10 protein-coding genes and 1 pseudogene are annotated in these 12,147 nt (G+C 58.2%); 2 read left to right on the top strand and 9 right to left on the bottom strand.

Annotated elements, in window-relative coordinates; all coding sequences use genetic code 11:
• A partial coding sequence (locus NKH41_RS32975; protein ID WP_352749872.1) for a transposase occupies nucleotides 1-284 on the top strand: 284 nt, incomplete at its 5' end.
• Between the two features lie 207 nt (nucleotides 285-491).
• Nucleotides 492-1,718, top strand: coding sequence for an ATP-grasp domain-containing protein (locus tag NKH41_RS32970; RefSeq protein ID WP_352935809.1), 1,227 nt, complete (start codon nucleotides 492-494; stop codon nucleotides 1,716-1,718).
• A gap of 827 nt (nucleotides 1,719-2,545) precedes the next feature.
• Here NKH41_RS32970 and NKH41_RS32965 read toward each other — a convergent pair.
• From NKH41_RS32965 to NKH41_RS32925, 9 genes and pseudogenes are all read right to left on the bottom strand, one after another.
• On the bottom strand, nucleotides 2,546-3,235 hold the full coding sequence (locus tag NKH41_RS32965) for a hypothetical protein (RefSeq protein ID WP_352935806.1): 690 nt from the start codon (nucleotides 3,233-3,235) through the stop codon (nucleotides 2,546-2,548).
• Nucleotides 3,236-3,399: 164 nt separating this feature from the next.
• Nucleotides 3,400-4,437 (bottom strand): ABC transporter ATP-binding protein, encoded by a 1,038-nt coding sequence (locus NKH41_RS32960; protein ID WP_352935803.1) that lies wholly within the window; start codon nucleotides 4,435-4,437, stop codon nucleotides 3,400-3,402.
• Nucleotides 4,434-5,450, bottom strand: a complete 1,017-nt coding sequence (locus tag NKH41_RS32955; RefSeq protein ID WP_352935800.1) for an ABC transporter ATP-binding protein — start codon at nucleotides 5,448-5,450, stop codon at nucleotides 4,434-4,436. Before NKH41_RS32955 ends, NKH41_RS32960 begins: the two co-directional genes overlap by 4 nt.
• A complete protein-coding gene (locus NKH41_RS32950) occupies nucleotides 5,447-6,340 on the bottom strand; it encodes an ABC transporter permease (protein ID WP_352935797.1) in 894 nt (297 codons plus the stop codon). The genes NKH41_RS32955 and NKH41_RS32950 overlap by 4 nt, the downstream gene beginning before the upstream one ends.
• Before the next feature lies 1 nt (nucleotide 6,341).
• Nucleotides 6,342-7,280 carry an ABC transporter permease gene (locus tag NKH41_RS32945; protein WP_352935794.1) on the bottom strand — a complete coding sequence of 313 codons (939 nt, stop codon included), beginning with the start codon at nucleotides 7,278-7,280 and terminating at the stop codon, nucleotides 6,342-6,344.
• Nucleotides 7,281-7,308: 28 nt separating this feature from the next.
• On the bottom strand, nucleotides 7,309-8,895 hold the full coding sequence (locus NKH41_RS32940; protein WP_352935791.1) for an ABC transporter substrate-binding protein: 1,587 nt from the start codon (nucleotides 8,893-8,895) through the stop codon (nucleotides 7,309-7,311).
• Nucleotides 8,896-8,977: 82 nt separating this feature from the next.
• Complete coding sequence (locus tag NKH41_RS32935; RefSeq protein ID WP_352935788.1) at nucleotides 8,978-10,966, bottom strand: CocE/NonD family hydrolase; 1,989 nt, start codon at nucleotides 10,964-10,966, stop codon at nucleotides 8,978-8,980.
• A gap of 93 nt (nucleotides 10,967-11,059) precedes the next feature.
• A pseudogene (locus NKH41_RS34320) lies at nucleotides 11,060-11,203 on the bottom strand (CapA family protein); the annotation flags it as partial.
• A gap of 225 nt (nucleotides 11,204-11,428) precedes the next feature.
• Nucleotides 11,429-11,671, bottom strand: coding sequence for a M14 family metallopeptidase (locus tag NKH41_RS32925; protein ID WP_352935785.1), 243 nt, complete (start codon nucleotides 11,669-11,671; stop codon nucleotides 11,429-11,431).
• Between the last annotated feature and the right edge of the window lie 476 nt (nucleotides 11,672-12,147).

The following is a 12,147-nucleotide window of genomic DNA, read 5'->3' as shown; positions in this document are numbered from 1 at the left end:
GTCCCGGATGGTCGCACCATACGCCGAAAATCGCTCATCTCCAGCGGGGATCGGATGGCACCGTCATGATCATACCGGTTACGAATGCAATTGAGGCGTTGAACTCCAAGCTGCGCCGCGCCGTCCGCACCCGCGGACACTTCCCGAGTGACGACGCGGCGATGAAACTGCTATATCTGGTCCTGAACCATGCGGCTGAGGAATGGAAACGACCGCCGCGCGAATGGTTCGAGGCCAAGACCCAGTTCGCCGTTGTCTTCGGCGAGAGGTTCGTCAGCCAATGACGAGACCGGCCTCGCGCACAGAATTCCTGACAGTCCCATCGCAAACGCCCAGTAATCAAAACGATTGTAAAAGACACTTCATAAAACTTCACGGAATCTTTGCGACCGAAGATCACTGACTATGGTACTTCTCCGAAAAATCTACGCCCAGTCTGTCGATCTACGCATGGACCGCAGCACAGCAAGCAACGTGGGAGTGAACATAAAATGGCAAGAAGAGTGCTCATCCTGGTTGAAGGCGCAACTAATATGCTGCTATTCGTCCAAGCGGCCAAGCGTCTTGGTCTTCATCCAGTTGCCCTGTCGGCTGATACAGCTCGGTACGACTACCTTGCGGCGGAAGGAATTGAGGCAATCCGTATCGATACAGGCAATCTCGATGCGCTGGTTGGCGAATGTTCCCGGTTAGGTGCGACCTATGACATTGCTGGCATTACCAGCGCCCAAGAGTCGACCTATGCGACAGTTGGCAAGCTCTGCCGGTATTTCGATCTACCGGGACCGAATCCTGAGTCGATTGAACGGTGCTGCGACAAGTTCGCTCAACGTCAGCTCCTCGCGGGGGCCGGCGTTCCAATACCTGCTTATCGCCTGGCAGCGAATGCGGCGGACATAGAAAGTGCTGCCGCAGAGATCGGCCTGCCGGTGATTCTTAAGCCAGCCGTAGACAGCGGCGGCAGCAACGGTGTCCGACTGTGCCGCAATGCCGAGGAGTTGGCTGAACATACGACCTATCTGTTGGGCGGGAAGCACATATGGCGGTCGTCGCCGAGGATACTGGTCGAAGAATTCGCAGAGGGCCCGCATTATAGCATTGACATAATGGGAAATGAGGTCATTGGGATTAGCGTCCTTGACTTCTGGCGCCCACCCCATTTCGTCTATCGTGAGCTCACCTATCCGGCCGTGCTGACTGATGACGAGCATGATCGAATCGCCGATGTTTCGCTGAGCTGTTTGCGAGCTCTCGGCCTTGGCTGGGGGCCAACGAACTTTGAGCTCCGGTGGACGAAGCGTGGCCCGGTCGTCATTGAAGTCAATCCGCGCCTTCCGGGTTCGCCCGGTCCTCAACTGGTTCAGCTGGCGTACGGTGTCGATCTCGTCACCGAGCACATCAAGCTTGTCATCGGCGACGAATGGAACTTACGCAGAAGCAATTCGCAGACTGCGGCCGCGCGGTTCCTAGTTGCTGATCGCGATGGCACGCTCGATTGGATCAGTGGCAACAGTCGGGCGGCTGCTGTATCAGGTGTCGCCGAGGTTAAATTCTTTGTTGAACCCAAGACGCCGATCTTCAGGAAATACGACTACCGAGACTGTATCGGACATGTCATCGCCGCTTCCTCCAGCCTGGCTCAGACCAAGGCGATCCTTCAGCGCGCCGTCGACTTAATTGATTGGTCGATAACACCATTTCCAGCCGAAAAGGAATAATAATCAGCGTCCCCACATCTCCGCACCAGCGCTCAGGTAAAGGGCGACCGTCGCCAAACATTGATGCGAAGAAACTTCAGAGAGATGCTGATACTTATTTTCGTGTTCTTGGACACCTCTATTCTGCGCTGGCGTCTCACCGTCAGTCTTGCTCATGGTGGCGTCCCGCGCGAGGCAATCAGATGACGTTGAACATCACCAGATCCCATGGGGAACGGATGGATGGCGACGAGTGCTCCGGCAGAGTGATGTTGCTGACAAACATTCCGTGGAGGAAAACCATGCATGCAGTGGCCGACCGATCCGAAACTCCGACCGCAATCCGTACTGATCTCGGCGCGATTTTCGTTTCTCTGGAACTCTTATGTTCAAATGCAAGCGGCATGGCCACGACTGTTCATCCCGCCAATACTGGCTGGTCCTGCATAGTGTAGCTAACGCGCAATGTAGGAGACAGGACCTCAAGACGGCGGTTTGCAAACTCTTATACGCGGGTTGGATACCGCATTTCCGTGTGTACGCCTGGGGCTGCTTCTATCTTAGCAAGGGGGCATTGACGTAGCCGGCCACTCAGTTCCATCGAAGAGTCCCCGACCGGGGCCTTGTCTCCAATATTGAGCATCAGCAGATGATCGATATTGTCTCCTCTTTCTAATGCGCGCGATATGCGGTGCTTGGCTAAGCGTGGTGAGCTGGTTACATTTCCGTAAGCATCCGGTAGGGCTTCCGATTACCCACATCGTCGGCTTGATCCAATGGAGATGCCGAAGGCGATGTCGTGCAAGCGGGTCATGCCGCGCCAGACGACCATGTTGCCGGGAGGCGGATCATGTTTGCGGGCGAGATAGCCGCCAAGCATGGCGATTTGCAGTAGGTAAGCGGCGAGCGTGGGCCGTGGAGGCGTGGTCGCGTTCGGGACGCGTCGATCCGGTTGAGCGCAGTGATCTCGGCGAAGGTGAGAACGCTGTCGGCCGCGGCGTCTGCTTGGCGCGCGCCGACATTGTGACGAAGAATATGCGCCAGCTGACCACCGCGATGAGAGCGAGGAACTTCGCCAGCCTCTCGGGGGTCTCGAGCCTCGCCTCCTCGGCACGGCAGCCGGACTTCATGACCTTATGGAACACCTCCGCCTTCCAGCGCAGGGCATACCAGCCGAGCTTCTCAACCGCCGCGGAGAGATCGCCGACCGGCAAGTTGGTCGCCAGCTTCCAGTTGATCGGCTCGCGGCCGGGCGGCGGATCCTCTTCGAGGGCATGGATGTATGTCACAACCTGCGGACTGTAGCGCTTCTGCTTGCCCACGGGCGGCAAGGTTTTGATGGCGGCGAACTTCACCTGCAGGCAGGTCGTCTCGTCCTGATCGACCGTGATGCGATGACGTCCTGCCCAAGGCGCCGCCGAAAGTTGGGCGAAGACGCGATGAGCAGGATCGTGCGGGGCAGCATCGGCAGGCCGCTCGGCCAGCCTGTTCGTCTGCACCCGCACGAGGAAGCTGGTGCCAAGGTCCTGCCGGTGCAATAGAGCTCGTAGATGTCGCCCTCTCGGTCACCAACATGCACGCAGCGCTCGGCTGCGCCAACGAGCGCGATGCCAGCAGGCCATGGCGGTTCTCCATCAGCCCGTGCCCCATGCTCCTTTCGTCCGCATCTCAGGGCTTCCTTAGTCATATTGTCTCGTTATCGTCAGGTGGGTTCGACTGACACGGGGAATGGCCGTTCCAAACTTGGGACGATTTTAGGATCGAGCGGGAAATGGCATCTGAAGCTGTGCTCGCTGTCTTTTGGGCTTGTTGAAGTTTCGGGGAATATGCGGCTGCAGATATCCTGCGCGTAACGACAGCGGGTGTGGAACTCGCAACCGGATGGTCGCCTCATCAGACTCGGGACCTCGCCCTTAAGCTCGATCCTGTTCAGCACAGCATCCGGGTCGGGCTCCGGATTGGCTGCAAGCATCGCCTCCGTGTAGGGATGACGCGGGTGCTCAAAGATACGCTCGGTCGAGCCGACCTCAATGAAGCGGCCTAGATACATGATCGCCATGCGATCGGTCATGTGGCGCACGACATTGAGATTATGCGTGATAATTAGGATCGCCATGCCGAGTTCGTCCTGAAGCCGCGCGAGAAGATTGAGCACCTCGCCCTGCACCGAAACATCGAGACCGGCCGTCGGCTCGTCGGCAATGATCAAATCCGGATTGAGCGCAAGGGCCCGCGCTATGCCAACGCGTCTCGCTTGACCTCCGGAAAGCTGATGGGGATAGCGGCGAGCAATATCCGCCGGCAAGCCGACCATGCGCAGTAAGCGCTCAGCCTCGCTTCCGGCATCGCGACGCTTTAATCCATGGATCCGGAACGGTTCGGTTAGCAGCGATCGCACGGTCAACCTGGGCGAGAGTGAGCCGATGGGATCCTGAAACATCATCGCCATGCGCCGCAAGTAGGGCTTGCGTTCAGCCCCCCTGAGCTCCTCAATTTCCTGTCCATCGAAGCTGATGCTGCCGCTCACAGCCCGCTGCAACCCGATTACCGTGCGCGCGATGGTAGATTTGCCTGAGCCGCTTTCACCGACAAGGGCGAGTGTCTCGCCCTTACGGATTTCAAAGGACACACCGCATACTGCGTCGATGAAAGGGGCTTTTGTCCCAGTTGCGAGCGCCTTCAGCGGCCCCATGGTGCGGAAGCGGACCCGCATGTCCTCAACCCGAAGCAGCGCGCTCATGCCGAAACCAGCCGCTCTTCGTCGAGGAGATGGCATCGGGCGACTTGGTCCACGCCGATGCGGTACTCCACCGGGTTCTCTTGCACACAGCGGTTGGATGCATGTCGGCAACGTGTGCGAAAAATACATCCTTCCTTGCTGCCCAGGAGACTGGGCACCTCGCCGGGTATGGTCGGCAAAGTACGTGTGCTTTTTCTGATACGCCCGGGATCGCACTCAAGCAGCGCGCGCGTGTAGGGGTGACCGGGATTGTGGAAGATGTCTCGAACGGCGCCCTGCTCCACCACTTCGCCCGCATACATGACGACGACTCGGTCGCACAACTCAGCTACCGCGCCGAGATGATGGGAAACGAACAGCACAGAGCAACCGATCTCTTTTTGCAAATCCTTGAGTAGATGAATGATCTGCACTTCCAGTGTCGCATCGAGCGCAGTGGTTGGCTCGTCGGCGACGAGGAGCGCTGGTTTCACAAGCAGCGCCATGGCAATGCAAACGCGCTGACGCATGCCGCCGGAGAAGTGATGCGGATAGGCACCGACACGGCTTTGGGGATCGGGAATTCCGACCCTGTGAAGCATCTCGAGGGCACGAGCGCGTTTTTCGCTGCGGCTTCCTTGTTCGTGGTACTGGATATCGATCATCTGACTCTCGATGGTCCGCACCGGATTGAGTGCGGTCATCGGATCCTGAAAGATCATGGAGAGACGATCGCCGAGCAGGCTCCGACGCGCTGGTACAGGCATTTTGAGCAGGTCTTTACCTTCGAACAGGACGCTGCCTGCTGTCACATCTGCATTTTCTGAAAGCAGGCCCATCACCGTGAATGCAAGCGTCGATTTCCCAGATCCACTCTCGCCTACGACGCCAACTACCTGTCCGGCCGGGACATCTAGAGAAACGTTACGCAGCGCACGAACACGCCCGCGCGGTGTACCGAAATCGAGATCGAGCCCACGAATCTCAAGGAGTGGACGGGCGGACATGTGCAAAGTCGCCTCGTCGCGTCTCATAGGTCTTTCCGCAGCTTGGGATCGAATATGTCGCGCAGCGCCTCGCCCAGAAACGTGAAGCCAAGCGTTGCGAGGACGATCGGCATGCCACCAGCGAGGATCAGCCAAGGCGTCCTGTCGATAAAGTTATAGCCATCGTTGAGGATAACTCCCCAATCGGGCGTTGGCGGGCGCACACCCATGCCTAGAAAACTGAGACCAGCCGAAGTGGCGGTGACGGCCGGCACGTCCATGCTCACGAGAATGAGAAGGGGACCGATCACATTGGGCAGAACATGCGCTCCAAGGATGCGCGTCGTGCCTGCACCCATGCTGCGCTCCGCGGCTATGTACTCACTGCTCAGCAGGGCCTGTGCCTGCGTGCGCACGACACGCGCATAGATCGGCACCGACGTTATTGCGATGACAAATATAATACTGGCCAGACTTGGTCCCAGAAGCGCGATAATTGCCAGCGCAAAGATGATACCGGGAAAGGAGCGGATGGTATCGAAGACAAGCATGAGCAAATTGTCCAGCCAGCGCGGCCCGAAGCCTGCGATGAGACCAAGCACGACGCCGACCGCCAGCGCACTGCCGAGGGAGGCGAAAGCGACAAGGAGCGGGATGCGGCCGCCCATGATGACGCGCGAGAACGTATCGCGGCCCAATTGGTCGGTGCCCAGCAGAAAATCCAGTGAAGGCCCGGCCAGACGCGGCCCGACCAGGATTCGGATCGGGTCATGCGTGATAAGAAGCGGAGCAAAGATCGCGCTCGCGAACACGAGTACGACGAGCACGGCTCCAAGCACGCCCAGACGATTCTTGCGCAATTGCCGCAAAAAGGTGCCAAAGGTGCCTGTCGCCATCGCATCGTTGGGTTCGGGACGGATAACTTCCACACTTACCATGTCAGAGCTTCTCCCGGGTTCGCGGATCGAGGAATGCGTTGATAAGATCCGAGAGCGTCGTGGCGGCAACAATAAGCAACGTGGTGACGAGCACGACGCCCATCACAACCGGATAGTTCCGCGTATTGACCGCATTCACGATCAACGCGCCGATGCCAGGTCTCGCAAAGACCACTTCGATAAAAACCGCGGACGAAAGCAGCCAACCTATGCCTACGCCGAGGATGGTCACGGTCGGCAGGATCGCGAGCGGCAGCGCGTAGCGCGCAACAATGCGCCATTCCGAGATCCCGAAAGAGCGGGCCATGCGAATGTGGTTTTCCCCTAGCACCTCGAGCATCGAGGCGCGCACCAGTCGGGAGATGTAGCCGACCCAGCCAATCCCTACGGCGAAAGCTGGGAGGATGAGATAGATAAGTCCACCCCAGAATCCATCGCCGGCTCCGATCGCTGGCAACCAGCGCAGGGTCACCGCAAAAATCAGCAGAGCATAGACTGCTATGACGAACGACGGAATGGCGATCGTGGCGACCGCCATGACCCCGACGACCTGGTCGATCAGGGAGTTGCGTCGCATTGCCGAGTAGCAGCCGAGTGGCACAGCTATCACAACCGCCCACAAGATCGAGACCAGGATCAGTTCAATCGTATAGGGAAGTTGCTCGAAAACTATCTCCCCAACAGGTCTCTGGCTGAACGCGTCGAAACCGAGATCGCCATGCAGCAGCCTGCCAAAAAAGGTGGCGACCTGCACGACAAGAGGTTTGTCAAGCCCCATCTGCTGATGGAGCTGCGCCTTCATCTCTGGAGTCGCCCGTGGTCCGAGCAAAGCTACTGCAGGATCGCCCGGGACGGCATGGACCATCAGGAACAGAAGTGTCACCGCGATCGCAATGATTGCGACCGCGAGGACAATGCGTTTCAGGAGATAGAGCCACATGATTCCCGCCCGATCACATCGCTCGAGGCTAAACCGGCTGGCAATCGAGGTAGAGGGGGGCCCCGTCCGGACGGGTTGCGGCTTTGATTTGTGTGGTGCGGTATACTATCGGCGTCGCTCCATTGGTCAGGAACCGGTAGGCGCCCGACTCTTCCATCAGATCCTGCATCTCATAGTAGAGCTTCGCCCGCGCGTCCGGGTCGTCGATCGTGACCGCCTTAGCAACCAGCTCGTCAAAGCGCGCGCTGCGGAAGCGCTCCCAGTTCCAGACGCCCACTTGATCTTGCACGAACCAAGTCACGTTGTAATGCGGATCCGGCAGACCGATGAACCCATTTACGATGAGCTGCAAGTCCTTCCAGCGCTCACCCTCCGACTCCATGCCAAGCGTCCAGAATGTGCTGGAATCTCGGCTGTTGACTTCGACCGAAATGCCGATTTGGGACAATTGTGCTTGCACCATCTGGGCTATAGCTGAATTAACGCTTTCGTTTGTGCAATCGATGCTCAAGGTCAGATCGCTTACGCCGGCCTTTCCCAGAAATTCCTTTGCCTTTGCGAGATCGCCTTCTGGCGGAACGAGCGCCTCCGCACGGTGCCCGATGAGCCCGGGAGCAATCGGGCCTGTCGCCACGTTGACTTGGCCCGCATAGGCAGCATCTAGGATCTGCGGCACATTGATCGCCCATTGAATCGCCTTGCGGACATTGATGTCCTTCAGCTTCGGGTGATCCATGTTCATGCCAACCCAGGCGTAACCGAGCGAGGGCCTTTCCTCCACCTTCGTGTTGGCCGGCGGGTTGCTCTTAAAGCTCGCAAGCGAATCCAGACTGATAGAAGTGAAATCCGCATCGCCCGCCAGATAGGCGCGTTCCCTGGCCTTTAGGTCGTCGACCGGCAAGATGCGGATTTCGTCAAAGCCCGGCTTCGGGCCCGACCACTCCGGATTGCGTGTCAAGAGTATATATTGGTTTGGCTTCCAGTCGGCGAGCACGTAGGGACCAGAGAACGCTGGCGGCTTAATGCCGAAATCACCGCCGTCTTTGGTTGCCTTAATGACTGCATCCTCGGAAACGATTTGGCCGCTCTCACTGGGGAGCGAAACGAACCAAACAGGTGCATATGGCGTCTTGAATACGATCACGCCAGTATAGTCGTCCTCCAACTCGACATGATCGAACGAACCCCATGACGGCTTGTTGGACGAGTTGTGCTTGAACAAGCGCTCGAAGGAGAATTTAACGTCAGTGGCGCTCATTTCGCCGTTGCCGCCGGTGAACTTGATGCCTTTCTTCAGGCGGAAGCGGATGTGCGTCGGGTCGACCTTCTCGATCTTTTCCGCCGCATCCAGTTCCCAGGCCCATTCGGTACCCGGCTTGTAGCGAATGAGCTTCGAATAAAGGCAGTTGATCACGTCAATTTCCACGGCGCGCGCTACGGAAATGGGATCGAGTTTGGTGAGGTCGCCATTGGAACATGCCCTGAGCACCTTGCCTTCGGCTGCCCAGATAGCTTGCGACAACGGCATGCCGCCAGTGACGACCCCTCCGCCAAGCACGGCGCCGGCCTTCAGAAAGTTGCGGCGGCTTAAGATACCAGCGATATCAGTCTTCATATCCACTCCCCTTGTGAGCTTTTCCCGTTCGAAACGGGGCCGCCTTCGTAGCGATACATCCATTATAGAAAGCTGCTGACATCTAGAGCAGCCCGCGCGGAACGGTTTCGGACCATTCTCTTGCGAACACTTCGACTTCTTCCCGGCCCTCGGTGGCGCGCACCTTGCGGTGCAGATGGAAGTATTTGGAGTCGCAGCTCATGCTTTGTTCGGTCTCGATCGCGACCTGCCAATCGTCACGTTTGAACGTAAAATGCCACTCGCTTAGGTATCGGGCCGATGCTGGATCGTCCGGATGGATACTGCAGTGCATCCGAACATCGCTGCCCACGGTCATTCCGTGATGCGGATTGATCTTCTGGCCGAAGTCGTCGAACGTATCCAGCACTATCGTGCCATCCTCCAACGCGTGCCGCTTGAAGGTGCTAGTGGCTGGACGCAGCTGCTGGACTTGTAGCTTCGGATACTCACGTGCTGGACCGGGGTTCATGGGCGGGATTTCCTCAGTAACTGTTCGAATGGGCAGGTGAAGCGCGCTGTTTTCCAGGTGCAGCGTGACCACCGCATTCTCAGGCGCGGGCCAGACGAGCGGCCAGTAAGAGGTCGACAGCGCCAGCCGCAGGACATGTCCGGTTTTCAGTAGGTGGGCACACTCGTTCAGCTCTATCTCGGCTTCGTAGACTTGGCCCGGCACGAGTGCTTGTGGGCTTTCATTGCTGGCAAAATGGGTCAGGTTCAGCGGCCGAAAGGTAATCCGCTGCGAAACGCCGTCGGGCGAGAGGTCGCACAGGCGCGCCACGATTTGAGCCACTGGTCTGTCAACTGAAAAGGCAAACTTCACCTTGGGACGGCCAAGCAGTTCCATAGGCTCGGTCAGCGGTGCACTGTCAAAACAGGTCGACAGAGAATCATCAGCGGCCTGGTCCTCGGCCAAATCGTTGTCGATGCGCATGCCAGGGCAGTAAAAGCCGCCTGCCTGGCCGATGTGCGCTGGGCTGGAGACTGCTACGGTCCCAACGGTCGCATTGTCCCTCAAACCATCAGACCCCAGGAAAAGAACCCGGTCATTCACGTGGGGTGAAGGCCAGCTCTGCTCGGCCACCCAGCGTCCCACACGCGGGCCGTAGTCCTTAGTCGGGTTGAAATGTTGCTGCATGTAAACACGGTAAGCAGGCAGATCCTCCGCGCCGTTGCGATCTCCCTTCAGCCAGCGGTCGAACCAGCGAAACGCTTCCGAATGGAAATCGGCAGGATCGAGCCGCGATTGGTGGGGATAGGTATGTTCCCATGGTCCGATTATGGCTTTGCACGGAGTCGGGAGGTTCGCCGCCAGCGCTGGCGGCGCATTAACATACGGGTCCGCCCAGCCGGTGATTGCCAGCACCGGCGCCTCTATGCGCGACAAGTCCTCGCAGACCGAGCCGTGCTTCCAGAAATCATCCCGCGTCGGATGGCGCATCCACTCAACAGCAGAGAAAGGCACCGTTTCCAGCCGTCGGATCCAGTCCTCACGCCAATCCTCACGCAGTTGGGGATCGGCGGGACGGGTGAGGAAGGCACACAGCTGGGTGGCCCAATCAACATTCCCACTGAGCAGGCAGCCGCCCATGAAGTGACAATCGTCCGCGTAGCGATCGACCGTCGAGCCCATGCTGATCACCGCCTTCAGCGCAGGTGGCCGTCGATACGCCAGCTGCAAACCATTGAAACCGCCCCACGAGATGCCGGTCATTCCAACGTTGCCATCGCACCATTCCTGCGCTGCGATCCAGGCCAGAACTGTCTCACCGTCACTCAACTCCCGCTCGGAATATTCATCGTCGAACTGCCCTTCGCTGTCGCCCGATCCGGCAATGTCGACACGCACGCAGGCGTAGCCCGCTTCTGCAAAAACGCGGTGCGTCGTCTCATCGCGCGCCGCCGTTCCGTCGCGCTTTCGGTAGGGCAGATATTCAAAAATGGCAGGGACCGCCCCCCCGGAGGCGGGAAGCCAAATCCTGGCCGCCAACCTGCGCCCGTCCGGCATCTGAATCCATTCGTTTTCAATAACTTTTGCCGACATAACGCTCATGGATCTTTCTCTTTATTTGTCTTTGATTCTGACGAACAAGGCTTTCAAATCAGACCCGCGCCCTTCAACTTGCGTGCTTTTGCCGACTGCAGCCAGTCTGATGGCTCCAACGTCGTTCTCGATGGCGATCTCGGTCCCAAATGGCTTTGATAGCTTCTGTGGGCGCTCCAGAATGGCTCTCGCTTGTAGCGGGGAGGCGAGCCGCGGGATGCCACGGTCGGCAAACCTCTTCAAGTAACGGTACCAGCCGGACATAGTCGAATCGGGGTGAGGTGGCTGGCCGACTTTGCGCTCGATCGTCATTGTTTGATTGAATGAGTTCACTGCCAACTCGCTGGGTGAAGGTGCCGGCGACGTAGTCGCGCCCACGACGCGCTCGGGCGTTGTTAGCCATTCAAATAGACCATGTGCCGTCGGTCTCGCAGATGGAAAAGGTAGCGTCTGATATAGACCTGCTTCATGTCAAAGCTTCGCGATCGGGTACCCTCGACGCACTCGATCTTTGTCTTCGAAGCGGCTGCTCGAACTCTTAGTCGGGCAACGCATATCTGCGGAAGTATTGCGGCTCCAAGCCTGCACGGCCAATGGATTGCGCACCGGTAGGACGATGACCCTTCCACAGGTTTGCGCTTCTGGCAGCCACTCGATAAGCCGTCGCGCGACAAGTGGCCCCTCCAGTTCATTGCCATGGTTTCCGCCGGTCACAAGAAGGCGCGGTCCCTCTCCTTATTGAGACTGAAGACCGGTAGCGAAAGCTCCCCACGTCGGCACCTGCCGGGACTGCAAGATGTCCCCTGCTCACGCCTGCCCTATCGAGATCGAACGTAAGATGTGATGTTTCGCTCATTTGTTCAATATATTGCGAGTACAAGCGATCTGGCGGGTTTCAGATAGATGTTGCGCCTTGCAATTTCTTGCTCTGGAAGTATGCGCCACTCGGTATTAAATTCGCCAATATAATGTCGCGGAGGGTGCCATCGGGTTTTTAGATGGCCGCCGCTTGGTTTAGTTGGACCTAGCCCGTCTTATTCATGACGCTTCGTCGTCACCAATCTCGACAGTGGCTCGGCTGAGCACCTCTACGACGTGATCTATTGGCGGCCGGTGGCGGCGTCATAGAGATGGATCGGCAGGAAGCAGCGCTCGTCGTAGTGGGCGTTGAAGAGCGACAGCTGCTGATG

It is taken from the genome of Mesorhizobium sp. M1169, from assembly GCF_040318345.1.
Lineage (GTDB): Bacteria > Pseudomonadota > Alphaproteobacteria > Rhizobiales > Rhizobiaceae > Mesorhizobium.
Note: the sequence above shows the minus strand (reverse complement) of the source record. Positions and strands in the feature narration are given on the sequence as shown.

Excerpts from the sequence above, each read along its gene's own strand:
- NKH41_RS32970 (WP_352935809.1), top strand. The coding sequence starts at position 492 with ATGGCAAGAAGAGTGCTCATCCTGGTTGAAGGCGCAACTAATATGCTG.
- NKH41_RS32960 (WP_352935803.1), bottom strand. The coding sequence starts at position 4,437 with ATGAGCGCGCTGCTTCGGGTTGAGGACATGCGGGTCCGCTTCCGCACC.
- NKH41_RS32955 (WP_352935800.1), bottom strand. The coding sequence starts at position 5,450 with ATGAGACGCGACGAGGCGACTTTGCACATGTCCGCCCGTCCACTCCTT.
- NKH41_RS32950 (WP_352935797.1), bottom strand. The coding sequence starts at position 6,340 with ATGGTAAGTGTGGAAGTTATCCGTCCCGAACCCAACGATGCGATGGCG.
- NKH41_RS32945 (WP_352935794.1), bottom strand. The coding sequence starts at position 7,280 with ATGTGGCTCTATCTCCTGAAACGCATTGTCCTCGCGGTCGCAATCATT.
- NKH41_RS32940 (WP_352935791.1), bottom strand. The coding sequence starts at position 8,895 with ATGAAGACTGATATCGCTGGTATCTTAAGCCGCCGCAACTTTCTGAAG.
- NKH41_RS32935 (WP_352935788.1), bottom strand. The coding sequence starts at position 10,966 with ATGAGCGTTATGTCGGCAAAAGTTATTGAAAACGAATGGATTCAGATG.